Consider the following 26,129-nt stretch of genomic DNA (forward strand, 5'->3'; position numbering starts at 1 on the left):
ATGAAAAAATGGACAGCAGTTATTCAAGCGGGAGGTATGGGGACACGTCTGCATGAACTTACGAAAGGAGAAATTCCAAAACCGCTATATCCATTACTTGGAAAGCCAATCATTCAGCACCAATTAGAAAAGCTTATCGAAAGTGGCATTCAAAGATTTGTGTTTATAGTAGGGCATCTGGGTGACAAAATTCAAGAATATTTTAAGGACGGAGCAAATTGGGGGGTTTATATTAATTATATAGTAGAATCAGAACCTTTAGGATCTGCCGGTGCCCTCTCTTACTTAAAAGAAAGGTTCTGTACTGAGGATTTCTTGTTAATTTTTGGCGATGTTATGTTTGATATCGATATAGATAGAATGATAACGTTTCATGAGCGTAAAGGAAGTAATATAACGTTGTTAGTTCATCCTAATTCACATCCATATGATTCTGACCTAGTGGTTTTAGATAAGGAAGAGAGAATTATTGGTTTCGATTCTAAAAAAAATAAAAGAAATTATTGGTATGATAATTGTGTAAATGCAGGTATTTATATTTTTAATAAAGGACTTCTTGAAAAAATCGAAAAACCAAAAAAATTAGATTTGGAATCAGATATAATTGTACCTTATTTAGGAAGTGGTAAAGTGTATGGTTATCGTACTACGGAATATGTAAAGGATGCAGGAACGGTTGAACGTTTTTATGCAGTAGAAAAGGATTTTCAGTCAGGAACTGCTTTTGAGAAAAATTTAAAAAGACAGCAGAAGTGCATCTTTTTAGATAGAGACGGAACATTGAACATTCATAAAGGATTCATAGATAACGAAATAGATTTTGAGTTAGAAAAGAATGCTGCTGAGGCAGTTAAATTAATAAATGATTCCGGCTATTTAGCTATTGTAGTTACTAATCAGCCAGTTGTTGCAAGAGGGCAGTGTTCTATTGAAGATGTTAATAATATACACAAGAAGATGGCTTCGCTGTTAGGTGATCAAGGTGCCTTTCTAGATGATATAATATTTTGTCCTCATCATCCAGATAAAGGGTACCCTGAAGAAAAAATCGAATATAAAGTTGTATGCAATTGTAGAAAGCCTAATACTGGTATGATTGATTTAATGGTACAAAAATACAATATTGACAAGGAAAAATCTTTTATAATAGGTGATACAACAAGTGATATATTAACTGGTATAAAATCGGGTCTTAGTACTGTTATTGTTCAAACTGGCGAAGGGGGAAGGGATAGAAAGTATAGTGTATCACCAGATAAAGAAGCAGTTGACATATTAGATGCCGTAAAACAGATAGTAAATAACAAGGGAGGCTATAAGTTATGATTGATTATACAGGTGGAATAAAGGAGTATATTGAATTAGAAAAGAAAACTTTGGAAAGCTTACCCATAGTGGATATCAATAATGTGATGAATATTTTAGAAAATGCCAGATTGAATCAAAAAAGAATTTTCATTTGTGGTAATGGGGGCAGTGCTTCTACAGCCTCTCACTTTAAGTGTGATTTTAATAAAGGAATCAGTTATGCTCAGGATATAAAATATGATTTTGAATGTTTAAGTGATAATGTTCCAATGATGATGGCGATTGCAAATGACATAGGTTATGACGAGATATTTGTTGTTCCTTTAAAAAATAAATTGAAAGCAGGGGATATTGTAATAGGTATATCGGGAAGTGGAAATTCCGCAAATGTTGTGAAAGCTTTAGAATATGCAAATAGTACTAATGCCGAAACTATTGCGCTAACAGGTTATGATGGGGGGAGATTGAAGCAAATAGCAAGACACAATATTCATATTAATATTAATAATATGCAGATTACGGAAGATATACATTTAATCTTAGATCATATGATGATGTACATATTATCTGGAATGAAGGGATGCTAAAGATAAAGTGGTGGAGGATGAAAAATGATATGTTTTTGTGAGAAAGAAGTTTATGTAATATATAATGAAGAATTAGAAGTGTCAAATTTGTTCTCTTTTTTTTGTAGCCCAGGTCATTCCACCGATATTGTCATTGTTAAAGATTATCGGGAAAACTTTGTAGGTATAATAACATACGAGAGGTTACTTTATAAAAGAGATCAATTAGTGCAGACTCAAATTCTATCAACCGGAGTTAATATTTGGGAGGAAGCCTATAAAATATTTAATTCGGATAAGTATATACTTTATATTCCCGTATTTGATGAAATGAATGAGTTAGTTTACTTCTGTTATCAGAGAGTAATGACCCAAGAAGTAGAGGTAGACAGGATTATGGATCAGTTATATAAAAATGATGCAGCACTATTTTTATCTGAATTATATCCTAAGATAAAGGCAGTTTATCTATATGGTTTAAACGAATTGTCGTATAAATTTTATAAATTATTATACAAGAGAAACATAACTGTTGTGATTCAGGAAGATATCTGGGAAATTATACTCGGAATTAAAACAAAGGATGTTAAAATACCTAGTTTTATGTGTATGAAAATATACTCTGATGGTACTGAATTGATTGTCGAAGAAAAAGATCAAACTCAGAAAGATAGATTCTCTTTTAAAAATAGATGGGAATTTCTTTTAGATATTGCATTTATAAATAGAATAATTGTTGAAAATAGTATCAAAAACAGTTTCAATAGAATGAGCATTAAATGTTATATATGTAGGATTCCTTTATTTGAAGAATTAAATAATTATGATTTAGAAGAAGTATTTAGACATATGAAATATATTTCTCTTTCGAATCCTTTATTGAACATAGATGATAAGGAAACCATGAAACAGATAACAAAAGTATGCGGAATGAGCCATGAAGAGCATTTAAAAAAATATAATAATGAAATAACAGAAAGAAGAAGTATAAAGGATTCACATATTACCAAGTATGGAAGAGAGGAGAGCACTATTTATATAGTTGGGCCCTGTATTGCAAGTAGTAATGGTAACCATAATTTGCAAAAGGATACCTTACTATATCTCCTTTATGAATTTTTGAAAAAGCAAGGTTTAAAATATTCTGTAAAAGGTATTTCCTTAGGGCAAGAAAGTTTTCAAAATGTAGAGAATATAGTTAATACACTTTCGATAAAAGATAAGGATATTATAATTTTTATTTCTTGTAATCGTAAGAAACTTTGTGAAAAGTTCGGTATAAAAGATAGTGTCGATTTGTTTTTGCTTGATTTATTTAATTCTAGAAATGAAGGCGAAATATGGTTCTCAGATAATCCAATTCATACGACCCGAAAAGGTAATGAGGCAATTGTTAATGAATTATATAACAAAATTATCGATCAAGAAATTAAAAAAATGGATTTTAGTAAGGCATCTGTATGTTTACAGCAAGGAAAAGTACTTTTAACCGAATATGAAAGAGAAAATTTAAATTTATACTTGCATGATATTGCAGCATTAAAATTTTCTGATTCAATAGGAGATGAAGTTGGTACCATAGTAATGAACTGTAATCCGATTACTTATGGGCATTTACATCTTATTGAATATGCCAGCAAAGCGGTTGATTATCTTTATATATTTATTGTTGAAGAGGATAGGTCATTTTTTACTTTTGAAGAGCGGTATAAATTAGTCAAGGAAGCTACTGCCCATATACCTAACTTACGAGTGATACCATCCGGTCAGTTTATACTTTCAAATAAGACATTGCCAGCATATTTTACAAAAGAATATAAAAAAGAAATAATTATCGATGCGAGTGAAGATATTGGAATCTTTGCACAATATATAGCACCTGTATTGAATATTTCAGTTCGTTTTGTTGGTCAAGAACCTTTAGATTTCATAACCAATCAGTATAACATGGAAATGAAGAGAATTATAACAGATTATGGTATTAAATTTGTTGAAATTCCACGTAAGGAACAATCAGGAGAGGTAATAAGTGCTTCAAGAGTTAGGAAGTTATTAAAAGAAAACAATTTTGATGAGATTAAAAAAATTGTACCTCCTACTACATACAATTTCCTAAAGAATGAATTTGACACAGACAGATGTCTGTAGATATTGTAAGTGTTAATTTATATAACAAGAATGATTGAATATTTATACTCTTGTTACATGTATACCTACTTGACGAATAATATTAGGAGTTTGATAATGAAAATTTTAGATGGTACATATTTTATAACAGGAGTCACCGGATTTATTGGCTCTCTGGTAATGAAATCTTTATTGAAGCAACAAAAATATAAGGATAATAAAATAAAAATAATTGGGTTGGTTAGAGATCCTCGAAGAGCTAGTAATATGTATCAGGACTATGATTGTAAAAATGTTAGATTTATTTGTTCTGACTTATTAGCTCTTAACCTAGATATGGATAGTGGGGTATATAAAATAGAAGAAGGATGGAAACCGGATTATATTATACATTGTGCAGCAACTACAAGGTCAGCAAAGATGATTAATAATCCTGTAGATACCGCAGATGGAATTGTTATTGGAACACGTAATATTTTAGACTTCGCTCAAAAGGTCAATGTAAAAAGTATGGTCTATATATCGTCTATGGAGGTCTACGGAACAGTTAATAACGAGCAATTAGTTACGGAAGACATGTTAGGTGGATTAGACATTTTTTCTGTAAGAAGTTGTTATCCTTTGGGAAAGCGTATGGCTGAACATTACTGCTACTCTTATCATAAAGAATACAATACGCCTGTTAAAATAGCCAGACTCTCACAGACCTTTGGAGAAGGCATTTTACCGGATGAAAATAGGGCTTTTTTTCAATTTGCTTGTGCAGCAGTTAATAGTAAAGATATAGTATTACACACAAATGGAAACTCCATGGGGAATTATTGTGATTCATATGATACCGTTGAAGCTATATTTTTACTCTTATATGAGGGCGTTAATGGTGAGGCATATAATGTTGTTAATGAAGCAAATACTATGTGCATACGAGAAATGGCTAATTTAGTAGCTAATCAGATAGCGCATAATAAAATAAAAGTAGTCTTTGATATACCAGAAGAAAATAAATTCGGCTATGCAGCTCAAACAGGAATACGATTATCATCAGCTAAAATACGCAAATTAGGCTGGAAACCTAAAACTAATTTAGTTGATATGTATATGAGAATGATTAATTGGATAGACAAAGAGAAATATATAAATTCAGTATAAATACTATGCATATGGCATATGCTTAGTATTTTATAAAGAACAGGAGTTCCCAGAGTTCCTCCCCTCTAAAAACTCCCTAATAAAAGAATTGAATATTAGAAAATTGAGTGCAAATTCACAACAACGCATACTCAATTTGTATAGATTGAATAGAAAATACAGATGTTTTTTATGTATTAAGTATAACACGAGAACAGTTATTACACAATATTGGGAAAATGACAATTTTCCGACAAATATTATGTAAAAACTGTATACTTAAAAATTTATAATTCGACTAAAAAACAAAAATTTCCGTTGTGTTTTTGCACAATAAAATGGATAAAAAATGAAAAAATTCACAAATAAATGGAAGGTGAAAATGAGAAAATTCACATAATATGTAATTGAATTAAAGGAGAAAAAACTACTATTATGATTACTATAACAGTTTGTTTAATTGTAAGAAATGAGGAAAAAGTACTAGTTCGCTGCTTAGAGACCCTAAAAGAAATTGCAGATGAGATAATATTAGTTGATACCGGATCCACTGATCATACAAAAAAACTGGCGTCCAGATATACGGATAAGATATATGATTTTGAATGGATTGATGATTTTGCAGCAGCCAGAAATTTTTCATTTTCAAAAGCTACTATGGACTATATCTATACGGCAGATGCAGACGAGGTTATAGATGAAGAAAATCAAAAAAAACTTCTGGATATAAAGCGTGCACTATTGCCGGAAATAGAAATTGTACAAATGAAATACACAAATCAGTTACAGCATAATACAACTTACAATTATGATATCGAATATCGACCAAAGCTGTTTAAAAGGCAGAGAAACTTTACTTGGATTGACCCTATACATGAAACAGTAGCACTCCAACCAGTCATTTATGACAGTGATATTGAAATCATTCATTTACCAGAGTCAAACCATGCTGACAGAGACTTTGACACGTTTCAAAAAATCATAAATCGCGGGGATGAATTGTCTCTCAAATTACAGGGGATGTATGCAAGGGAATTATTTATTGCCGGTAAGGATGAAGATTTTCTTAAGGCAAGAGAATATTTTGAAAATTTAACTACGGAAAATCATTCCTTGGAACATCTAAAAAAAATTCAGTGTGTACTTGCCAGGTGTGCAAGAATATTGAATGAACCAGCTGAATTAATGAAACATTCCTTGAAGAATTTTGCAACGGGAAAAAGTAGTGCAGAAGTATGTTATGAAGTAGGAGAGTATTATTTTGCAAAGATGGATTATTCAGAAGCTATCATATGGTATTACAACGCAGCTTATGAAACGGAAAGTGAATTGAATATAAGGTATACCGGAGATTATCCGTTAAAACGTCTTGGAGAGTGTTGTAAAAGGCTTGGCAAAGAAGACGAATTTAAGGAATACTGTAAATTACAGAAAGATTGGTTAAAAGAATATGGATTTAGTGAATAGCTAATTTGTAAGAAGCAGCAAACTGAATTCTAATTGTACAACCTGGTATACTTACAGTAAAAATCTTTAAAAATAACATTAAATTTACATATCTTATATTGCCATATTGGTAAATAATATTATAATAAATGTAACAGTATAACTTTTATTCCTACTAAGCATACTTTTGATAACGGATAACTATTTATATGGAGGATGAGATGGTATTTATCATAATAGTGATGGCAATTTTTTATACGGATGTAAAGATAAAAGAATATATTGAAGATAAAAAAGAAATGCATAAAAAGGAAGAAATACTAAATGGTAATATTACCATAGAACGATACCATAATAAAGGTGCCATGCTTAATTTTATGCAGAATGATGCTGGTTTTGTGAAATGTTTATCTGCTGCATTATTAGGTATAATACTTCTTGTTTTTACGGTGTTACTTCCTAAAAAGGGGAACAATTTATTAAAATTAGGACTTTCCTTAGTTCTTGGAGGAGCATTAAGCAATGTATATGACCGATTTAAAAGAGGATATGTGGTAGATTACTTCAGTTTTAAGTTCCTAAAGAAAATAGTTTTTAATATTTCCGATATTTTTATTTTTATAGGTTCTTTTCTGGTTGCTGTATTAGCTATATTTAAAAAAGATTAGGTAATCCCTTTGCAATATTATAATAAAAGGTGTCTAAAAAGCTCATAGTCTGCTTTTTAGACACCTTTTTGGTATAGCTTGAAACCTATCTAATTGTAACATGGAGAGTATTAGTTGCTCAACTTCATTATTATACATTGCTTATTAATTATTTCTAGTAGCGCATTCTAATGAGTTAGCCCATTTTTTTAAAAGATTTTTTATCACGATATACTTTGTAGGCATTATAGACAGCTTGGGTAATTAAAACAAAAATACATATAGGAAGAATTATTTTACTGGTATCTTTAAAAAAGGCAAAGCCTAAAAGTATGGCACTTACTAAAAAAATTATTGATAGAGCAATTCTTAAAGTTATAAGGCTCTTTTTATTATTCATCTTTATATCCTTTCTTGAGTAAATGTACATGGAGTATTGAATAATGTATAGTTGTAAAATAATGTTACTGCAATAAAGATAAAATTACAACCAGAATTCTACCTAAAGGCTATCAACAGTTAAAGGAAATATATCCATATTTAAAGGAAGACGATGACACCTTGTTTGATTTATTCAATGAATTGGTAACTAACCATAGCGAAGTATATTTTGAGCTTGGTTTCCTGTCAGGAATAGAAAGCTGCCTAAACTTGTTAGAAGGAAATAGCAGAAGTAATAAAGTGAAAGAGAAATAACCAAGATAACAGATAATTACAATAAACAGATATAAAACCAGCCCCCAAATACCTCTCCATATCTACAAGTTACTTTCAGAGAGATACCCAGGGGCTATATCTATATTAATTTCTATTTATCTAATACAAATCAACCTATTCCTGACATTCCAGAGCAGCACCTACAAAGCCTTTGAATAAAGGATGAGGTCTGTTTGGTCTTGACTTAAATTCCGGATGTGCCTGTGTAGCAACAAACCAGGGGTGATTATCTAACTCAATCATTTCAACGATACGTCCGTCAGGAGATAAACCGGAAAGTTTGATTCCGCCACGGATAAAATCTTCACGATAGTAGTTATTAACTTCATAACGATGTCTGTGTCTTTCGTGAATTGTCTTTTCACCATATACTTTATATGCCTTGCTGTTTTCATCCAGAACACAGGGATAAGAGCCAAGCCTTAATGTACCGCCGATATCTTCAATGCCATCCTGCTCCGGCATTAAATGAATCACCGGATGTGTTGTGGAAGGATCTAATTCAATGCTATGGGCATCGGTAAAACCGATGACATGTCTGGAGAATTCAACAATGGCTAATTGCATACCTAAGCAAAGGCCGAGGAATGGTATGTTATTTTCACGGGCATATTTAATGGCTGAAATTTTGCCTTCTATACCTCTGTCACCAAAACCGCCGGGAACTAAGATACCGCTGACATCGGAGAGAATACCGGCAGCATTTTCGTCAGTTAGAGTTTCTGAGGGAACCCACTTTATGTTAATGGAAGCATTATGTGCCACCGCACCATGTTTTAGAGATTCTACAACACTAATATATGCATCATGAAGCTGGGTATATTTGCCGACTAAAGCAACAGTAACCTCTCTGGTAGGGTGCTTTAGGGCTTCAACCATCTTCTCCCATGCAGTTAAATCGGGAGTAGGACAATCTAATTTTAAGCATTCACAGGCTATATTAGCAAGGTGTTCTTTTTCCATGGCAAGAGGTGCTTCATATAAGGTTTCCACATCTAAATTTTGTATTACATGGTTGCTTGGAACATTACAGAATAAAGCTATTTTTTCTTTGATACCATCTTCTAAAGGTACTTCTGTTCTGCATACAATGATGTCTGGACGGATACCCATTCCCTGAAGCTCTTTTACGCTGGACTGTGTCGGTTTTGTTTTCATCTCACCGGAGGCTTTCAGATAGGGAATTAAAGTAACATGAATCAGAATGGCATTTTCAGGGCCAACATCATGCTGGAACTGACGAATTGCTTCTAGGAAGGGCTGGCTTTCGATATCGCCGACTGTTCCGCCTACTTCAATTATTGCAATTTTGGTTTCATCACAATTTTCGTCATTATAAAAACGGTTTTTAATTTCATTGGTTATATGAGGGATAACCTGTACTGTTCCTCCGCCGAAATCGCCGCGTCGTTCTTTAGATAATACGGACCAGTATATTTTACCGGTTGTAACATTGGATTTTTTAGTCAGACTTTCATCAATGAAACGTTCATAATGACCTAAGTCAAGGTCAGTCTCTGCGCCGTCATCTGTTACAAAAACTTCACCATGCTGAATCGGGTTCATGGTGCCGGGATCGATATTGATGTATGGATCAAATTTCTGCATGGTAACATGGTAGCCGCGTTCTTTTAACAATCTGCCAAGGGAAGCGGCAGTAATGCCCTTACCTAAGCCTGAAACAACGCCTCCTGTTACAAATACATACTTAACTCCCATTTTTGTGATTCCTCCTTTGAAATTAATATTTATTATTAGCTGCACAAGTTTACTTTAATTTATGAAAATAGGCATAAAGCATAAACCTTCTATATATAGTGCTTAAAAATGTGGACTTCCATCTTGCTTTTGTTCAACCTATCCAATACATGCTTTACGCATGCTTACATTACAAAAGGATACATATCAGGTTGCATGGCAAATATTTTTGGCGCTTGTCCAAAAGTATTGTGCAGATATGTATTTCATGAAAGGGATATTAAGGTAGACAGACGGTAATGTGAGCAAGTCTGTTAAAAGCATATTTAATAATGAAAAAAGCCCTAAAAAAATCGATGGCAACCTTTTATTCCATCGGCTTAAGGCATTTAGACAAGGATAAGCCAAATTAATCCGAAAAGAATCTAAATTCGTCCCATTTCATTTGATATAACTTAACACCTTGTAAGCGCATTTTTAAACAATCACAAGCTATTATACTATCATTAATAGAAGAAATCCAGTACAAAATAAAAAAAATTGAAAAAACTTAATGAATTTTTAATTTATACCACAAAAAATTCATGACATATGTATTGATTTATAAGTTGACTAACATTATAATGAAGTGTATCTAAGTAAGTGTATCCGGCGATATATCTAAAAAGCGTATACTTCTGATAAAATGTGTAATCCTTACAGTCAGAAAGTTTAAATATATGAAATCCGTGATAGAAGATATACCAAGTAGATGATACCTGTTTTTATAATTAAAATATAGTCAATTGCAGAACAGCCCTTCTGGTTCCGTATTCTGAGCAGAGAGCAGAGCATTTTCTAATTGTCTATTACTAAAATATAATACGAAGGAGGTTAGGTATGGACAATAAAAATATGAACAATAATAAACGCGGGGCAAGTAATAACAATAACAAAAAATCTTTAATTTATATATTAATAGCCGCAGTAGCAACACTGATTTTATTCTCATATATGTCAAGTAGACTTCAGGAAGGCACGAATATTGAAATATCGTATAATAAGTTTCGCTCAATGATTGAGAACGATGAAGTGAAGTCAGTTTTAATCCAGGCTGATAAAATCAAAATTGTACCGATTAAACAGCCCAATCCCGTGTATGATATATCCTATTATACCGGTAAAGTAGATGATGACAAACTGATAGAACTGCTGGATGAAAAGGATATCGATTACAAAGGAGAGGTTATCGACACAAGGACTACCATAGTAGATATACTTTTAGTATGGGTACTGCCTTTTGTGTTGATCTATCTGGTAATGTGGTTTCTATTCCGTATGATTTCCAAAAGCGGTGGCGGTATGATGGGCGGCGTAGGAAAAAGCAATGCTAAAATTTATGTGGAAAAAGAAACAGGGGTCACCTTTAAAGATGTGGCAGGTCAGGAAGAAGCCAAGGAATCTTTAACAGAACTTGTGGACTTTCTTCATAATCCTGGCAAATACACCCGAATCGGTGCAAAGCTTCCAAAAGGTGCATTACTGGTTGGACCTCCCGGTACCGGTAAAACCCTTCTTGCAAAGGCAGTAGCCGGTGAGGCAAAGGTACCTTTTTTCTCACTTTCAGGCTCGGACTTTGTTGAAATGTTTGTTGGTGTGGGTGCCTCCAGAGTAAGGGATTTATTCAAGCAGGCACAGGCTATGGCACCATGTATCATATTTATTGATGAGGTAGATGCAATCGGTAAAAGCAGGGATAACCACTATGGCGGAGGGAATGACGAAAGGGAACAGACCTTGAACCAGTTGTTATCTGAAATGGACGGATTTGATTCCTCCAAAGGTCTTGTAATACTGGCAGCTACAAATCGTCCGGAAGTCCTCGATAAGGCATTGCTAAGGCCGGGTCGTTTTGACAGGCGTGTTATTGTAGATAAGCCTGACTTAAAAGGTAGAGTAGATATATTAAAGGTTCATGCGAAAGACGTATTGATGCATGATTCTGTTGACTTAGATGCAATTGGGCTGGCAACCTCCGGGGCAGTTGGTTCTGATTTAGCGAATATGATTAATGAGGCTGCAATTCTTGCAGTTAAGCAGGGCAGAACAGTTGTAACTCAGGATGACTTATTTGAATCGGTAGAAGTTGTTATTGCCGGTAAAGAAAAGAAAGACCGAATTCTGAACAAGGAAGAAAAACGGATTGTAGCCTACCATGAAGTAGGTCATGCGTTAGTTACTGCTTTGGAAAAAGAAGCAGAACCTGTTCAAAAGATTACTATTGTACCAAGAACTATGGGTTCTTTGGGCTACGTTATGCAGGTACCGGAAGAAGAAAAATACTTAATGAGCAAGGAAGAACTGTTAGCCAGAATTATAACTTTATTCGGAGGACGCGCTGCAGAACAATTGGTATTTAACTCCATTACCACAGGGGCTTCCAATGATATTGAGAAGGCAACTCAGCTTGCAAGAGCCATGGTTACCCAATATGGTATGTCTGAAAAGTTCGGTTTAATGGGGCTTGAATCTATTGAGAACCGCTATCTGGACGGCAGAGCAGTTTTAAATTGCGGAGATGCCACAGCAGCAGAGATTGATACAGAAGTCATGGCTATTTTAAAAGAATGCTATAAAAAAGCAGAGGGGTTATTGGAAGGTAACCGTGATGTATTAGATAAAATTGCAGATTACCTCATTGAAAAAGAAACCATAACTGGAAAAGAGTTTATGAGAATATACCGTGAGGTAAAAGGTCTTCCAGAAGAGGATGCAGAAGAAAAAGAAGCTTTACCAGCAGAAACAGACCAAAATATAAGTCCTGATGCAACAGATGATCAAACGATTCATATAAATATTTAATAGTTGGAGCCTGTCACACAGAAAACAGCCAGTCTGTTGTAATTGTGGCAGGCTCCGAATTTGTATAATAGTAAATTTTTTGTATGTTTTAAGTTTAATTTGGAGATCTGCTTTTTAATTTCACATGAGCTATAAAATATGATATACTTACGTAAGAATAAGTTCTTAAGTAATAACCATAAAATATTAAAATATTTGAAAAATAGAGATATTTGAACTGCATATTATTGAAGTGTGTACCTTAGAGGCAGGAAGTAGATAGCTTCATTAAAAAATTGAAAGGCACGGGGTGTTAAAATGTTTTTTGACATAGAAGAAGAATTAAAAAAATTGCCGGCAAAGCCAGGTGTCTATATAATGCACGATAAACACGATACCATTATCTATATTGGTAAAGCAATTAGCCTGAAGAATCGTGTAAGACAGTATTTCCAGAACAGCCGGAATCTGACACCTAAGATTCAGCAGATGGTCTCCCGTATCCAATATTTCGAGTATATTATAACGGATTCGGAATTAGAAGCCTTGGTACTAGAATGCAATCTGATTAAAGAACACAGACCAAAGTATAACACCATGCTTAAGGATGATAAAAGTTATCCTTACATTAAGGTTACGGTACAGGAAGAATTTCCGCGGATCTTATTTGCACGTGAACGGGGGAAGGACAAAGCAAAATATTTTGGGCCTTATACCAGCGCCAAGGCAGTAAAAGATACCATAGAATTAATTCGTAAAATATATTATACAAGAACCTGTAGCCGCAAACTGCCCAAAGATATCGGAAAAGAAAGACCATGTCTGTATTATCATATTAAGCAATGTAAGGCACCCTGTCAGGGGTATATTTCAGAAGAAGAATATAAAAAATCCATTCAGCAGGTATTAGAATTTCTAAACGGTAACTTTTCTCTTGTTACAAAGGATTTAGAGCAAAAGATGAAGACTGCTGCTGAACAGATGGATTATGAAACGGCTGCAGAATTCAGAGATTTGTTAAACAGTGTAAAACAGATTTCTGAAAAACAAAAGATAACCAGCGGGGAACAAGAAGACAGGGATATTTTAGCCTGTGCCACAGTAGGAGACGAAGCGGTTGTACAAGTGTTCTTCATACGTAATGGAAAGCTTATCGGGAGAGAACATTTTTACTTAACTGGTGTAGAGAATGAAACCAGAAGCAGTATTCTGACCACCTTCGTTAAGCAATTTTATGCTGGAACACCCTACATACCGAGAGAACTGATTGTTGGGGATGCTATTGATGAACAACAGATTATAGAAGAATGGCTGGGCAAAAAGCGTGGTCAAAGGGTTTACATCAAACAACCGGTAAAAGGGGAAAAAGAGCGTCTGGTAGAGCTTGCCAGAAAAAATGCTTCTCTGGTTTTACAGCAGGATGCAGAAAAAATTAAACGAGAAGAAGCAAAAACTGTAGGAGCACTGAATACTCTTTCTGAATTACTAAATCTTCCGGGACTTTACCGTGTAGAGTCCTTTGATATTTCAAATATCAGTGGCTTTGATTCAGTAGGTTCCATGGTAGTTTATGAGAATGGTAAGCCAAAGAGAAATGATTACAGAAAGTTCAAAATAAAGTGGGTAAAAGGACCGGATGACTATGCATCCATGGAGGAAGTATTAACCAGGCGATTTACCCATGGACAGCGGGAAGAACAGGAGTTGAAGGAAAAAAATCTTGATGTAAGTTATGGCAGCTTTAACCGTTATCCGGATTTAATTATGATGGACGGTGGTAAAGGGCAGGTAAATGTGGCAGAAAGAGTACTTAAGCAATTGAATATGGATATACCTGTCTGTGGTATGGTAAAGGATGATAACCATAGAACCAGAGGACTTTTTTATCAGAACAAGGAGATTCCTCTTAATACAAACAGTGAGACCTTTAAGCTTATAACAAGGATTCAGGATGAAACACATCGCTTTGCTATCGAATATCACAGGCAGCTTCGTGGTAAAAAGCAAGTGCACTCCATACTTGATGATATCGAAGGAGTTGGTACTACCAGAAGACGGGCTCTCATGAAACACTATCAGTCCATTGAAGATATTAAGGCAGCTTCTATTGAAGAACTGGCAGCAGTTGAAAGTATGAATATACGCTCAGCCAGACAGGTATATGATTTCTTTCATTAAATAAGATTTACATCCTTTACTGCAAGCTGTTTAAAGTGAAATAAAGGGCTAGAGCGTGTTTGAAAAATGTTTACAGTAGTAGGGCTCTGTGATAGAATAAAGCTAGCTTTAGAACCTGTAAAGGAAGCAATTTGTATTATCCAACAGGTTACTCTTTTAGAAATAAGTCAGTATATGTGAAATGAGTAGTATAAAAAAATAAGCAAATGTTTATTAGAGAGAAGGAGAACTATGTATACGGTACAATTATCCAAGCTTATTGAGAAAATGAATCTGGAAAATGTAACTCCGGATATTGATATCCGCCACATAAAATTATGCCAGCCGGAAATAAACCGCCCGGCACTGCAGCTTGCCGGATTTTTTGAACATTTTGACTCTGACCGTGTTCAGATAATCGGTCACGTAGAGTATGCTTACATGCAAAAGATGGAAAAAGATCATGGGATTGGAATTCTTTCTAAGTTAATGGATTATAAAGTACCCTGTATTGTATTTTGCAGGAGTATTGAAGTTAGTCCGGAAATAATTAAGCTTGCTACAGAAAAGGGAATTCCTATACTTCGTACCAGTACAACAACCTCCTCATTTATGGCAGAAGTGATTCGATGGCTGAATGTAGAACTGGCTCCCAGAATATCTATTCATGGCGTGCTGGTAGATGTATTTGGTGAAGGCGTTCTGATAATGGGGGAAAGTGGTATCGGAAAAAGTGAAGCAGCGCTTGAATTAATAAAAAGAGGGCACCGCTTAGTGAGTGATGACCGTGTTGATATAAAAAAAGTAAGTGATGTAACCCTAATTGGAACAGCTCCTGATATTACCAGGCACTTTATAGAATTAAGAGGTATTGGTATAATTGATGTTAAGACTTTGTTTGGTGTTGAGAGTGTTAAGAATACACAGTCTATAGACCTGGTTATAAAATTAGAAGAATGGAACAGAGAACAGAACTATGACAGAATGGGTCTGGATGAACAATACATGGAGTTCTTGGGGAATAAAGTAGTGTGTCATTCTATTCCTATCAGACCGGGACGTAATCTGGCAATTATCTGTGAATCTGCTGCGGTTAATTACCGTCAGAAGAAGATGGGCTACAATGCTGCGCAGGAGTTGTATAACCGTATTACAAACAATCTTATGAAGAAGACTAAGGTAGAAGAGGAATAGCACCCAACGATACATGCCCTCACTTTGGGATAGTGTTTAGATAAATAGGATTCAGGTGTCAAAAGCCTTATTTAATATATGGAAATGGTAATTTGTACGCAGGGTTTTTGAGAATGGGCTTTAGATACCTGAACTCTAATTAATATAATTTAAGAGGATAAGAGTATGGAAAAATTATGTTTTGGTATTGATGTTGGCGGGACTACAGTAAAACTCGGACTTTTTACAGAGACAGGTAATGTTTTGGATAAGTGGGAAATTCCAACCAGAAAAGAAGAAGCCGGCAAGTACATTTTAAGTGATATAGCGGACAGCCTTAAGGAGAAGTTGACGGAAAAGGAACTATCGAAGGAGCAGATTCTGGGAATTGGAGTAGGAGTACCAGGTCCGGTGATAGAAGAAAGTACGGTTCTTGAATGTGTTAATTTAGGTTGGGGAATCGTTAATGTTGCAGAAGAACTAAAGTGTTTAACTGGTTTTGAGACAAAAGTAGGAAATGATGCCAATGTTGCTGCCCTTGGGGAAATGTGGCAAGGCGGTGGAAAAGGGTTTATTAATATGGTACTTGTAACGCTTGGAACAGGTGTTGGTGGAGGAGTAATCCTAAATGGTGAGATTCTTACCGGTAGTAACGGTGCAGCGGGAGAAATCGGACATATTACAGTCAATTATGATGAAGAGGTCTCCTGCAACTGCGGAAAACAAGGGTGTCTTGAGCAATTTGCTTCTGCTACGGGCATTGTAAAAGAGGCAGGTAGAATGTTAAAAATTTCTGCGAAGCCTTCAAAACTTAGAGAGCTTCCTTCTATCACAGCAAAAGATATTTTTGACCTTGCAAAAGAGGGGGATGTACTATCCGTTGATTTGGTAGAACAGCTGGGCAGGTACCTTGGACTGGCATTGTCTCATGTGGCGGCAGTGGTTGACCCGCAGGTATTTGTTATCGGCGGCGGTGTGTCTAAGGCAGGCTCTATATTGCTTAAAACTATTCAAGAGCATTATAATAAAAACGTTATGCGTGCATTAAAAAATAAGGAATTCCATTTAGCCGAACTGGGAAATGATGCCGGTATTTTTGGCGGTGCAAAATTAATAGTAGGAAAATAAACCCAGAGGTTGCGAAAAAATTAGTTATATTGTAATATAACTATATACAATTGACATACAAAGATGATTTATCAGCATATATTAATAAAGATAAGGGAAACATTCTCCTAAAGAAGTTTGGTGTAAAATCTTTCTTTAGAAGTGCAATAACTCCCATAATGAAATAAAGCGGAAAGAAATAGTTAGGTGCAGATATGAACGAGGTATTTTATCAAAAGCTACAAAAACTGTTACAACAAGACCAAATCTTGATAGATGAGCCTCTTGCCGGTTATACAACCTTCCGTATCGGTGGTTTGGCAGCTTTTATAATTCAGCCAAAGAGTACAGAGGAGGTAGTAAGCACCGTAAGACTGTGCCAGGAACTTAAATATCCTTATTATGTTATGGGTAACGGAAGTAACTTGTTAGTGAGTGATAAAGGATTTCAGGGAGCAGTAATAAAACTTGGCCAGACTTATGGGAATATTACTGTAAAAGATGGGGTAGTTTGTGCCCAATCCGGTGTATTACTTTCAAAACTAGCGAATGAGATAGCAGATAAAGGTTTAGCCGGATTTGAATTTGCAGCTGGAATTCCAGGGACATTAGGTGGTGCTGTAACCATGAACGCAGGTGCATATGGCGGTGAAATAAAGCAAACAATAGTAAGTGCAAAAGTATTAAATAAAGCGGGAGAAGTACTTGAGTTAAATAAGGACGAATTAAGGCTTGGATACCGTAAAAGTATTATACAGGAACAAGATATGATAGTACTTGAAGCCTCCTTTGCATTTGAACCGGGTAATAAGATGGAGATTCGAAGTTTAATCAATGAATTAAACGAAAAAAGGCGGGATAAGCAGCCACTTGAATACCCCAGTGCAGGCAGTACCTTTAAAAGACCGGAGGGACATTTTGCAGGCAAATTGATTATGGATTCAGGTTTACGGGGATATCAGGTAGGTAATGCCCAGGTTTCTGAAAAACACTGTGGTTTCGTAATCAATAAAGGGGGAGCAACAGCGATAGAAGTTAGAGCCTTAATAAAAGAGATTATACAGATAGTCTATAATAAATTTGGCGTTACATTAGAGCCGGAAGTAAAACTTTTAGGTGAATTCGAAGATTGAGAGGTCCATATGAGGCTAGTTATAGTTACTGGAATGTCCGGTGCAGGTAAAAGTTCTGCATTAAAAATGCTGGAAGATGCAGGATATTTTTGTGTTGACAACTTACCCATACAGCTAATCTACAAATTTGTACAGCTTACCTATAACGGTACTGAAAAATTTGACAAGGTTGCTCTGGGAGTGGATATCCGAAGCGGACAAGCCCTGGAAGAACTGGATATGATTCTGGAGAGGCTGAAATCAGAAAATTATCCCTATGAAATTTTGTTCTTAGATGCCGGTGATGAGGTTCTGGTGAAACGTTATAAAGAAACCAGACGGATTCATCCACTGTCAGGTACTGGAAGAGTAGAGCAAGGAATAGAATCAGAACGGGAAAGACTGGAGTTTATAAAACGTAAAGCGGATATAATTATTGATACTAGTCAGCTCTTAATTCGTGAATTGAAAACCCAAATTGATAAAATATATACTTTAAATGAAAAATATCACAACTTTTTTATAACGATTTTATCGTTTGGTTTTAAATACGGGATACCAATGGATTCTGATTTGGTATTTGATGTTAGATTTTTACCCAATCCATTTTATGACCAGACATTAAAATATCAGACGGGTAATGACCAGCCGGTTAGGGATTACGTTATGAATTCCAATATGGCTGGAGCGTTTCTTAATAAACTGGAGGATATGATTGCCTTCCTTATACCGAATTATATTATCGAGGGTAAGAATCAGTTGGTTATTAGTATCGGTTGTACCGGAGGAAAGCATCGTTCCGTCACCTTAGCCAATGAATTGGCGGCACGTATTGGGGTTTTAGAATACGGGCTTAAGGTAGAACATAGAGACATAGAAAAAGATGCGAGGAGATAAAGGTGGTCTAAGATGTCATTTTCAAAGGATGTAAAAGATGAATTATCAAGACAGCTTAGCCCTGCAAGACATTGCCAGATAGCGGAAATAGCCGCATTAATCAGCCTGTGCGGACGTATCATGATAACCGAGAAAGACAGTTATATTCTAAAGATTCAGACGGAAAATGTCACTGTCGCAAGAAAATACTTTACATTAATCAAGAAAACCTTTAATATAAATACAGAAATTTCTATTAAGCAAAATGCTTATTTAAAGATGAGTAAGATGTATTCCTTGAGTATTACGGATCATGAAATGGCACTAAAAATTTTACAGGCAACTAAATTAATTGATGAAAACAAGGAAATAGGTGAAAACCTGTCAATTATGAGTAATCTGGTCATACAGAATTCCTGTTGTAAGAGGGCATTTATTAGGGGGGCATTCTTGGCAGCAGGTTCCATAAGTGATCCGGAGAAGACCTATCATTTTGAAATAGTTGCCCCGAATGAGGCTAAGGCAAAGCAATTACAGGCTATTATCAATAGTTTTGATATGGATGCAAAAATAGTAATACGAAAAAAATACTATGTAGTATATGTAAAGGAAGGCTCTCAGATTGTTGACCTGCTAAATATTATGGAAGCGCACGTATCACTCATGAATTTGGAAAATGTGCGTATACTGAAAGAGATGCGTAACTCAATTAACAGACAGGTAAACTGTGAGGCAGCTAATATAAACAAAACTGTAACGGCAGCAACAAAGCAGATTGAAGATATTCTTTACATTAAAGATCAAATTGGTTTTAGTGAATTAACGGAGGGACTTGAGGAAATTGCAATTCTGCGCACGGAATATCCAGAAGCTTCATTAAAGGAATTAGGTGCTTTACTTAGTCCACCGATAGGTAAATCAGGTGTGAACCATAGATTGAGAAAAATAAGTATTTTAGCTGATAACTTAAGGGAACAAAAGGAGGAAGTAAATTATGGTAGCAAAGAAAATATTGATTAAAATTCCAACCGGATTAGAGGCAAGACCTGTTGCACTTTTAGTACAGGTTGCAAGTCAATATGAAAGTAGTATTTATGTAGAATGTGATGAGAAAAAGGTCAATGCCAAAAGTATTATGGGTATGATGAGTTTAGGACTTGCTGCGGGGGAAGAAGTAACTGTTTCAGCGGAAGGTCCTGACGAAGAACTGGCTATGGAGAACATAGAAAAATATCTTAGCAGCAAATAACCGTTTGACTGATTTGTCTTATGGCAAAGTTGGATTTAAATACACAGAGATTAGTGGTTGATAGATCTGCAAGAATGAACAGAGCCCACAGGCTGATGACCTGTGGGCTTTTTGTATCGGAATTTGCTTTATGACGATGTAGAGGTGGAATTCTTCGCTCTCTTATAAACAATCAAAAAATTGTTTTAATTCTTGTTTTGTGCTTTTAGAAAGTTGAGTATAACGTTTTCCCTCAACCGCACCTTGTAAAGCATATAGCATATGCAGACAGGCTGTATTATCAATAAGCTTAATGTGAAAAAATGCCTCTCTGCTACCTATGCTAATAAGTTCCGCAAGAGTATAGATTCCAATTGCATTCAATCGATTTTCAATGACTTTACCGATATTAGGAAGTTCGGTTAATTTATGCATATCACACCTCCGTATTAAAACAATCCTTCCAGGCAGGGAGGCGCTTCATATTACTTTCTGCTATTTTAGTTGCAGCTTTATAGTCGAACCCTTGTGTTTTAATTATAAAGTGAATCATTCCGGCCTTTTTTTCCTCAAATGATTGCATGGAACCATCAGGACGGGTACAATGGATACAATAATCTTTTTTGGTATCCTCCCCGGCAAAGTCTGACTTTTCCAACATTGGCATGCCACAAGCTATGCAAATTTTCATGTGAATTACCTCCAATTTAATTTTAATTTTTTATTAATTCTAAAAAGGTTGTTATCAGTTCCGAATCATACCGCTCCAAAAGGGATTCCTCCGGTGAAAACAAATCCTTATTGAGCAAATAGTAATGAAGTAGTCCCATCCAGGTATTGAATAATAAATGAACCGGTAGGTTTTTAATCATCTGATTTTCGATTTTCGTCACAATCACTTCATTAAAATGCACAGCTATACTCGATTGTATATTTACAAATATCATCTGTACATCCTCTGGTAATAAACATCTTTCGCTTATAAGTCGAATATAAAAACTTTCATATTTTTTTAATACATCTATGTATGCTATAAGCAACGTTTCAATAGCATCATTTTTTTTCGATAAATTGTGCATTTCTAAAGCTAATCTATTACCAAAGATTTCAATTAAATGAATTAATAACTCATTCACCGATGGAAAGTGAACAAAAATTGTACCATGTGATACGCCTGCTTCTTTTGCAATCATAGCAGTCGTGGCACTAAAACCATACTCAGAATATACGTTATAGGCAGCATTACTTATTTTTATTTTGGTACTTTCTTTTTGTATTTGTCTTTTTGTTTTCAATTAATGACCTCCAACTCATTGAGTATACACTCATTATAATTCGACTTAAACCAAATGTCAATAGGGATAAAAAACAGCATTTAGAAGGTTGGCATATTTATATGCAGATTGAATTTCTGGAATTTTAGTATATTTGTCGTATTTTGGGACTAAATGACAGAAAAATAAATAGTGTTGTCATAATAACTTAATAAAAATGTAAACCTTTCTTTGAACAATCATGTTATAATGAAAATATGTGAAAATATTACATATGGTTTTATATATTCTTAAGAAAAGGCATAAGAATGAGTTATCAAACCAATAATAGTAAATATAGTACATGGAACTAACAATAGTATCAAATCAGGAGTATGACTATGAGCAAGAATGAACGAAAGCATGATCAGGGAAACAGTTTTTATATGTCGGATACCAATGATAGAAAAGTTAAAAGATATAAGATGCGAACGCTGTTGATTATAGAGGCGTTAGTAATATTCGTCTTAGTAATTGGGTATGTTGTTTTCATAACCAATCGAAACAGAGGGGTTAATAACAGCCAGACAACGGATCAGAGTCAGACCAATAATACCGGAAGTAATAATTCAGGAACTAATAATGCCGGAAATAATAATACCGGCGGAACCAATACTGATAATAATACGAATCAGGAGCCGGGTGGAAATGACGGACAATCTACAGAAAAAGAGGAAAATGACAAGAAGGCGGAAGAGCTCCTTGCCCAAGCAGACCTGTTAGCAATGCGTTATGATTATGAAGGTGCAATTGGCAGAATCAAAGAATTTGGAGACAAGTATGTAGAGTATCCAAAGCTTACAGAAGCTATTGCAGGTTATGAGGCAAAGATGGCAGAACTAGATCCATTTGGAGCTTACGATTCACCGGATGAAATCAGTCATGTATTCTTTCATATATTGGTTGCTGATACGGCGAAGGCATTTGACGGGGACTATGATTCCAATGGTTACAACTATTATATGACGACAACTAAAGAGTTTAATGAGATGATGCAGCAAATGTACGATGCAGGATATGTTCTTGTCAGTATCCACGATGTAGCAAAAAAGACTACTTTAGAGGATGGATCGGTTAAATATGTACCGGGTGATATTATGCTGCCAAAGGATAAAAAGCCTTTTGTAATCTCACAGGATGATGTGAATTATTACGAGTATATGACAGGTGATGGTTTTGCCACCAGAGTTGTGCTGGATGAAAATGGAAAGCCTAAGAATGAAATGCTTATGGATGATGGAACGGTATCCGTCGGAGACTATGATATGATTCCGCTTTTAGATGCTTTTATAGAGAAACATCCAGACTTTTCTTATAAAGGAGCTAAGGGGCTGATTGCCTTAACCGGTTATGAAGGTTCTTTAGGTTACCGTACCAATGATTCAACTTCACCAACCTTTGAAGAAGATAAGGAGACGGTGAAAAAGATAGTTCAGGCAATGAAAGAGCAGGGCTGGGAATTTGCTTCCCACAGCTATGGACACAGAGATATGGGGAAGGCAACCTATAGTTTTACTAAAAAAGATAGTGACCGCTGGATGGAGGAAGTAGGGTCTTTAATTGGACCTACCGATGTATATATCTTTCCTTACGGTATAGATATTGAAACAACTATGGGACTTTATGAAAGTGATAAATATGAGTATTTGAAAGGACTTGGTTTTGATTATTTTTGTGGTGTTTATAGTAAGCCCTGGATTCATATAAAAGATGACTATGTAAGAATGACCAGAAGGCCATTAGATGGTCAGGCGATGCTTCAGTTCCCAGAGAGACTAAAAGATTTATTCGACGTGGATTCAGTAGTAGAATCTATACGTCCTGCATTAAAGTAAAGAGGTTAAAGATTGCCGTAGGATGATGTAAATCCTACGGCTTTTCTGTCTGATCACATTAAATCAAAGGTACACGTTAAAATCAGGAGTAACTAAACTCCCAGCTTATAACCAATGCCCCAAACAGTTTTAATATATTGAGGATTTTTGGGATTATCCTCGATTTTGTTTCTCAATCTGCTAATTTGGACATTTACAGTATTTTCATCTCCCAAATAATCATCATTCCAAACAAGGTTATAGATCTGTGCTTTTGTATATACACGCTTTGGATTTAACATTAAAAGTTTTAATATTTCAAACTCTTTTGCTGTCAACTCGATGACGGTGTCCTTTTTAATTACACAAAATTCATCAACATTTAATAGGATGTCTCCTACTCTTATCTCTTCGTTTTTTGGATTGTCAGTCATGTTAGAATATTGTTTAGAGCGCCTTAAGTTAGAGTTGACTCTTGCCATTAGCTCAGCCATTGAAAATGGTTTTGTAATATAGTCATCTGCTACCCATAGAGAGACCGGAAACTTTATCGAATTCACTATCACGAGCCGAAAGGATAAGAATGGGGAGGGAACTATTTGTGCGGATTCTTTGTATGACATTAAAACCGTCTAGTTTTTGCAGCATTATATCCAGTAATACAAGGTCAAACGAATCTTCACCAAATATTTTGTATCCTGCTTCACCATTATGTGCCTCTATTAAATCAAAGCCTTCATGTATAAAGAATTGTTTTATCATTTCACATATTTCTATGTCATCTTCAATTAGCAGTATCTTTTCCACCCTATATTTCCTCTTCCTTACAAGATTTTTTTAAATATTTCTTTATTATATTTTGTATTAATAAAATATACAAGATAAACTATTGTCCAATAGAATGGTGCTTCGCAGTATTTAAACAGTTTTAGAGTATCAGAATATACACAGGATAGAAATGTAAGCTGTAATATATATGAATTACTGTCATAGGTTACATTATATCTGTGCGACATAGAAAAGATGAAAATAAATTCGAATAATAAATATATTAATAAACAAATTAATTATATTAATTAAAAAATTAAATATATTAATAATGATATTGACAATATTAATTATGTGGTATATAGTATAATATATAGAAAATATCCAAAAAAGGAAGTGTAGAATTTGAAATATAAAGCACCTGGAAAATGCCCAGTATGTGGTGAAAAACTATCTATTACAAAATTGGGATGTCCCAAATGCTCTACGACCATTGAAGGAGATTTCCAGCCCTGTGAATTTTGCCGCTTACCGGAAGATGACTTAGAATTTGTTAAAATATTTATTAAATGCCGAGGAAGCATTAAAGACGTGGAAAAAGAAATGGGAATATCCTATCCAACAGTAAGAGGAAAGCTGGATTCTGTAATTAAGGCATTGGGATATGAGCTTGTGTCAAAAGAAAGTATCAAAGAGAAGGAAGTCAAAGATACATTAAAAAATGAAATTCTGGAACAGTTGTCGAAAGGTGAGATTACTGCTAAAGAGGCAACAGAGAAGATTAAAAGTTTGTAGGTTGAATGATTAGTTGCGGTCAAAGGTCGCAGATGGGAGCTAACTATGAGTGAACAGCATAAAATTTTAGAGATGATAGAAAAAGGACAGATATCAGCGGTAGAGGGAATGGAACTTTTAGAGGCCTTAAAAGGAACAAATGAAACAGAGCAGGAAATAAATCATAATAGTGCTCAGACAGCTGTTGTATCCTCCAGGAAGAAATATAAGTATTTAAAAGTTAAGGTAACTTCTGATAATAATTCAGTTAATGTCAATGTGAATGTACCAATAAAACTTATATCAGCGGTTGGCAGCGTTGCAGGACGCTTACAAACCATGATTCCGGAGGATGCCAGAAGACAGATGGAAAGCAAAGGAATCAACATTAATGACATTGACTTTGGTAAGATTATTGAGGAAGTATTAAATGGAACAATAGAAGACCCGAATATTGTTGATGTGGAAGTCTGGGATGATAGTCATAATACAACAGTAAAGGTTAAGATTTATGTGGAATAGAGGAGTTCGACTGATATGGCTGCAGTTACAGGTATCTTTTTTTCAAAGGGAGCATACCATACCATATCAGTCCCGGCAAGAAAGATATTACTTGACGCTGGTGTAAAACTACTAGAATTCATGTCTGTAGGAGAGGCTTATAATTTAGTAGATATATCTATTGATAAGGTGAAGATAGTTATAGAAGTGAAATAAAGTGTGCGCAAGTGTAGCCTAAGTTTGCACTAGTGCATAGATGGGAGTTTATTATGATAAAATTGGCAGTAAAATATTTATCCATTGTCATATCTATCTATATACTTTCTATGGCGGTAGATACGATAATGATTTATGAAACCGATGCTTTATTGATAATGGGAGTTGTACTTTTAATCGTGAATCTGGTATTAAAGCCGATACTTCTGCTGATTACATTACCGTTTAATGTTATGACACTGGGCTTATTTGGCTTCATTGTGAATGCCTGGACGATTATGATTGCAGACCATTTTGTATATGGAATCAGTATGGGAGGATTTTTTAATTCACTACTGGCTGCCTTGGTGATTGTAGTAATACAACATTTATTAAAGGATATTCTACAACCATCAAAATAGAGTTGGAAAAAGCATCTTTACTTTACAAGAATCGCTGTATCTCATAAGACGTTGAGAACAGCGGTTCTTTTTTTATATATACCTAATAGGTATTCGCCATAAGTTATTGTTGACCTAGTTAAAATATGTTATGATAGTAAATAGAAATTACTATAGAGAACTGCGAGTGTGTTGCTGTTAGATTTGTCTTAAGCAGATAGTATAACGGTGACATTTAAAAGTTGAAAGGTTT

General features: G+C 34.9%; 24 protein-coding genes and 1 pseudogene. 19 read left to right on the forward strand and 6 right to left on the reverse strand.

The window, feature by feature from the left end; genetic code table 11:
• The 6 genes from acsn021_RS02700 to acsn021_RS02725 all read left to right on the forward strand — a co-directional run bounded on the left by acsn021_RS02700 (window position 1) and on the right by acsn021_RS02725 (window position 7,243).
• On the forward strand, window positions 1–1,326 hold the full coding sequence (locus acsn021_RS02700) for an HAD-IIIA family hydrolase (protein ID WP_184092616.1): 1,326 nt from the start codon (window positions 1–3) through the stop codon (window positions 1,324–1,326).
• The gene (locus acsn021_RS02705; RefSeq protein WP_184092615.1) at window positions 1,323–1,895 is read left to right on the forward strand and encodes an SIS domain-containing protein; all 573 of its coding nucleotides are present in this window, start codon (window positions 1,323–1,325) and stop codon (window positions 1,893–1,895) included. Before acsn021_RS02700 ends, acsn021_RS02705 begins: the two co-directional genes overlap by 4 nt.
• A gap of 24 nt (window positions 1,896–1,919) precedes the next feature.
• Window positions 1,920–4,022 (forward strand): adenylyltransferase/cytidyltransferase family protein, encoded by a 2,103-nt coding sequence (locus acsn021_RS02710; RefSeq protein WP_184092614.1) that lies wholly within the window; start codon window positions 1,920–1,922, stop codon window positions 4,020–4,022.
• A gap of 96 nt (window positions 4,023–4,118) precedes the next feature.
• Window positions 4,119–5,150 carry an NAD-dependent epimerase/dehydratase family protein gene (locus acsn021_RS02715; RefSeq protein WP_184092613.1) on the forward strand — a complete coding sequence of 344 codons (1,032 nt, stop codon included), beginning with the start codon at window positions 4,119–4,121 and terminating at the stop codon, window positions 5,148–5,150.
• Window positions 5,151–5,564: 414 nt separating this feature from the next.
• On the forward strand, window positions 5,565–6,596 hold the full coding sequence (locus acsn021_RS02720) for a tetratricopeptide repeat-containing glycosyltransferase family 2 protein (protein ID WP_184092612.1): 1,032 nt from the start codon (window positions 5,565–5,567) through the stop codon (window positions 6,594–6,596).
• A 200-nt stretch (window positions 6,597–6,796) separates the two neighbouring features.
• Window positions 6,797–7,243, forward strand: a complete 447-nt coding sequence (locus tag acsn021_RS02725; protein ID WP_184092611.1) for a signal peptidase II — start codon at window positions 6,797–6,799, stop codon at window positions 7,241–7,243.
• 175 nt (window positions 7,244–7,418) lie between these two features.
• Here acsn021_RS02725 and acsn021_RS02730 read toward each other — a convergent pair whose 3' ends face one another.
• Both acsn021_RS02730 and acsn021_RS02735 read right to left on the reverse strand, forming a co-directional pair.
• A complete protein-coding gene (locus acsn021_RS02730) occupies window positions 7,419–7,622 on the reverse strand; it encodes a hypothetical protein (RefSeq protein WP_184092610.1) in 204 nt (67 codons plus the stop codon).
• Between the two features lie 431 nt (window positions 7,623–8,053).
• A complete protein-coding gene (locus acsn021_RS02735) occupies window positions 8,054–9,658 on the reverse strand; it encodes a CTP synthase (protein ID WP_184092609.1) in 1,605 nt (534 codons plus the stop codon).
• Between the two features lie 858 nt (window positions 9,659–10,516).
• On the opposite strand from acsn021_RS02735, the gene ftsH reads away from it, so the two are divergent.
• The 8 genes from ftsH to acsn021_RS02775 all read left to right on the forward strand — a co-directional run bounded on the left by ftsH (window position 10,517) and on the right by acsn021_RS02775 (window position 20,131).
• Window positions 10,517–12,478 carry an ATP-dependent zinc metalloprotease FtsH gene (gene ftsH / locus acsn021_RS02740; protein ID WP_184092608.1) on the forward strand — a complete coding sequence of 654 codons (1,962 nt, stop codon included), beginning with the start codon at window positions 10,517–10,519 and terminating at the stop codon, window positions 12,476–12,478.
• A gap of 297 nt (window positions 12,479–12,775) precedes the next feature.
• A complete protein-coding gene (gene uvrC, locus acsn021_RS02745; RefSeq protein WP_184092607.1) occupies window positions 12,776–14,635 on the forward strand; it encodes an excinuclease ABC subunit UvrC in 1,860 nt (619 codons plus the stop codon).
• Between the two features lie 231 nt (window positions 14,636–14,866).
• The gene (gene hprK / locus acsn021_RS02750; RefSeq protein ID WP_184092606.1) at window positions 14,867–15,808 is read left to right on the forward strand and encodes an HPr(Ser) kinase/phosphatase; all 942 of its coding nucleotides are present in this window, start codon (window positions 14,867–14,869) and stop codon (window positions 15,806–15,808) included.
• Between the two features lie 165 nt (window positions 15,809–15,973).
• Window positions 15,974–16,915 carry an ROK family glucokinase gene (locus acsn021_RS02755; protein ID WP_184092605.1) on the forward strand — a complete coding sequence of 314 codons (942 nt, stop codon included), beginning with the start codon at window positions 15,974–15,976 and terminating at the stop codon, window positions 16,913–16,915.
• Between the two features lie 194 nt (window positions 16,916–17,109).
• Entirely contained in the window at window positions 17,110–18,027 is a 918-nt protein-coding gene (murB, locus tag acsn021_RS02760; RefSeq protein ID WP_184092604.1) for a UDP-N-acetylmuramate dehydrogenase, read from the forward strand.
• Window positions 18,028–18,036: 9 nt separating this feature from the next.
• Window positions 18,037–18,903, forward strand: a complete 867-nt coding sequence (gene rapZ, locus acsn021_RS02765; RefSeq protein ID WP_184092603.1) for an RNase adapter RapZ — start codon at window positions 18,037–18,039, stop codon at window positions 18,901–18,903.
• A gap of 12 nt (window positions 18,904–18,915) precedes the next feature.
• Window positions 18,916–19,902 (forward strand): DNA-binding protein WhiA, encoded by a 987-nt coding sequence (whiA, locus tag acsn021_RS02770; RefSeq protein ID WP_184092602.1) that lies wholly within the window; start codon window positions 18,916–18,918, stop codon window positions 19,900–19,902.
• Complete coding sequence (locus acsn021_RS02775; protein ID WP_184092601.1) at window positions 19,877–20,131, forward strand: HPr family phosphocarrier protein; 255 nt, start codon at window positions 19,877–19,879, stop codon at window positions 20,129–20,131. Before whiA ends, acsn021_RS02775 begins: the two co-directional genes overlap by 26 nt.
• Before the next feature lie 162 nt (window positions 20,132–20,293).
• Here acsn021_RS02775 and acsn021_RS02780 read toward each other — a convergent pair whose 3' ends face one another.
• From acsn021_RS02780 to acsn021_RS02790, 3 genes are read right to left on the reverse strand one after another with little or no spacing between them, the layout of a single operon-like run.
• Window positions 20,294–20,545 carry a TfoX/Sxy family protein gene (locus acsn021_RS02780; RefSeq protein WP_184092600.1) on the reverse strand — a complete coding sequence of 84 codons (252 nt, stop codon included), beginning with the start codon at window positions 20,543–20,545 and terminating at the stop codon, window positions 20,294–20,296.
• A 1-nt stretch (window position 20,546) separates the two neighbouring features.
• Complete coding sequence (locus tag acsn021_RS02785; RefSeq protein WP_184092599.1) at window positions 20,547–20,801, reverse strand: zinc ribbon domain-containing protein; 255 nt, start codon at window positions 20,799–20,801, stop codon at window positions 20,547–20,549.
• Window positions 20,802–20,823: 22 nt separating this feature from the next.
• Entirely contained in the window at window positions 20,824–21,405 is a 582-nt protein-coding gene (locus tag acsn021_RS02790) for a TetR/AcrR family transcriptional regulator (protein ID WP_184092598.1), read from the reverse strand.
• 359 nt (window positions 21,406–21,764) lie between these two features.
• Between acsn021_RS02790 and acsn021_RS02795 the strand changes: the two genes are divergently transcribed.
• Window positions 21,765–23,258 carry a polysaccharide deacetylase family protein gene (locus acsn021_RS02795; protein WP_184092597.1) on the forward strand — a complete coding sequence of 498 codons (1,494 nt, stop codon included), beginning with the start codon at window positions 21,765–21,767 and terminating at the stop codon, window positions 23,256–23,258.
• A gap of 92 nt (window positions 23,259–23,350) precedes the next feature.
• On the opposite strand, the pseudogene acsn021_RS02800 reads toward acsn021_RS02795, so the two are convergent.
• Window positions 23,351–23,999 (reverse strand): annotated as a pseudogene (locus tag acsn021_RS02800) (response regulator transcription factor).
• A 411-nt stretch (window positions 24,000–24,410) separates the two neighbouring features.
• Here acsn021_RS02800 and acsn021_RS02805 point away from each other — a divergent pair.
• The 4 genes from acsn021_RS02805 to acsn021_RS02820 are packed head-to-tail and all read left to right on the forward strand — an operon-like array spanning window position 24,411 to window position 25,897.
• Window positions 24,411–24,800 (forward strand): DUF2089 domain-containing protein, encoded by a 390-nt coding sequence (locus acsn021_RS02805; protein WP_184092596.1) that lies wholly within the window; start codon window positions 24,411–24,413, stop codon window positions 24,798–24,800.
• 45 nt (window positions 24,801–24,845) lie between these two features.
• A complete protein-coding gene (locus acsn021_RS02810) occupies window positions 24,846–25,301 on the forward strand; it encodes an SHOCT-like domain-containing protein (RefSeq protein ID WP_184092595.1) in 456 nt (151 codons plus the stop codon).
• Between the two features lie 15 nt (window positions 25,302–25,316).
• Window positions 25,317–25,496 (forward strand): hypothetical protein, encoded by a 180-nt coding sequence (locus tag acsn021_RS02815; RefSeq protein WP_184092594.1) that lies wholly within the window; start codon window positions 25,317–25,319, stop codon window positions 25,494–25,496.
• Window positions 25,497–25,549: 53 nt separating this feature from the next.
• A complete protein-coding gene (locus tag acsn021_RS02820) occupies window positions 25,550–25,897 on the forward strand; it encodes a phage holin family protein (protein ID WP_184092593.1) in 348 nt (115 codons plus the stop codon).
• The last annotated feature ends 232 nt before the right edge of the window (window positions 25,898–26,129 follow it).

Origin of the sequence: Anaerocolumna cellulosilytica (assembly GCF_014218335.1) — a bacterium.
GTDB classification, from domain to species: Bacteria; Bacillota; Clostridia; order Lachnospirales; family Lachnospiraceae; genus Anaerocolumna; species Anaerocolumna cellulosilytica.

Excerpts from the sequence above, each read along its gene's own strand:
- acsn021_RS02700 (WP_184092616.1), top strand. The coding sequence starts at position 1 with ATGAAAAAATGGACAGCAGTTATTCAAGCGGGAGGTATGGGGACACGT.
- acsn021_RS02705 (WP_184092615.1), top strand. The coding sequence starts at position 1,323 with ATGATTGATTATACAGGTGGAATAAAGGAGTATATTGAATTAGAAAAG.
- acsn021_RS02710 (WP_184092614.1), top strand. The coding sequence starts at position 1,920 with ATGATATGTTTTTGTGAGAAAGAAGTTTATGTAATATATAATGAAGAA.
- acsn021_RS02715 (WP_184092613.1), top strand. The coding sequence starts at position 4,119 with ATGAAAATTTTAGATGGTACATATTTTATAACAGGAGTCACCGGATTT.
- acsn021_RS02720 (WP_184092612.1), top strand. The coding sequence starts at position 5,565 with ATGATTACTATAACAGTTTGTTTAATTGTAAGAAATGAGGAAAAAGTA.
- acsn021_RS02725 (WP_184092611.1), top strand. The coding sequence starts at position 6,797 with ATGGTATTTATCATAATAGTGATGGCAATTTTTTATACGGATGTAAAG.
- acsn021_RS02730 (WP_184092610.1), bottom strand. The coding sequence starts at position 7,622 with ATGAATAATAAAAAGAGCCTTATAACTTTAAGAATTGCTCTATCAATA.
- acsn021_RS02735 (WP_184092609.1), bottom strand. The coding sequence starts at position 9,658 with ATGGGAGTTAAGTATGTATTTGTAACAGGAGGCGTTGTTTCAGGCTTA.
- ftsH (WP_184092608.1), top strand. The coding sequence starts at position 10,517 with ATGGACAATAAAAATATGAACAATAATAAACGCGGGGCAAGTAATAAC.
- uvrC (WP_184092607.1), top strand. The coding sequence starts at position 12,776 with ATGTTTTTTGACATAGAAGAAGAATTAAAAAAATTGCCGGCAAAGCCA.
- hprK (WP_184092606.1), top strand. The coding sequence starts at position 14,867 with ATGTATACGGTACAATTATCCAAGCTTATTGAGAAAATGAATCTGGAA.
- acsn021_RS02755 (WP_184092605.1), top strand. The coding sequence starts at position 15,974 with ATGGAAAAATTATGTTTTGGTATTGATGTTGGCGGGACTACAGTAAAA.
- murB (WP_184092604.1), top strand. The coding sequence starts at position 17,110 with ATGAACGAGGTATTTTATCAAAAGCTACAAAAACTGTTACAACAAGAC.
- rapZ (WP_184092603.1), top strand. The coding sequence starts at position 18,037 with ATGAGGCTAGTTATAGTTACTGGAATGTCCGGTGCAGGTAAAAGTTCT.
- whiA (WP_184092602.1), top strand. The coding sequence starts at position 18,916 with ATGTCATTTTCAAAGGATGTAAAAGATGAATTATCAAGACAGCTTAGC.
- acsn021_RS02775 (WP_184092601.1), top strand. The coding sequence starts at position 19,877 with ATGGTAGCAAAGAAAATATTGATTAAAATTCCAACCGGATTAGAGGCA.
- acsn021_RS02780 (WP_184092600.1), bottom strand. The coding sequence starts at position 20,545 with ATGCATAAATTAACCGAACTTCCTAATATCGGTAAAGTCATTGAAAAT.
- acsn021_RS02785 (WP_184092599.1), bottom strand. The coding sequence starts at position 20,801 with ATGAAAATTTGCATAGCTTGTGGCATGCCAATGTTGGAAAAGTCAGAC.
- acsn021_RS02795 (WP_184092597.1), top strand. The coding sequence starts at position 21,765 with ATGAGCAAGAATGAACGAAAGCATGATCAGGGAAACAGTTTTTATATG.
- acsn021_RS02810 (WP_184092595.1), top strand. The coding sequence starts at position 24,846 with ATGAGTGAACAGCATAAAATTTTAGAGATGATAGAAAAAGGACAGATA.
- acsn021_RS02815 (WP_184092594.1), top strand. The coding sequence starts at position 25,317 with ATGGCTGCAGTTACAGGTATCTTTTTTTCAAAGGGAGCATACCATACC.
- acsn021_RS02820 (WP_184092593.1), top strand. The coding sequence starts at position 25,550 with ATGATAAAATTGGCAGTAAAATATTTATCCATTGTCATATCTATCTAT.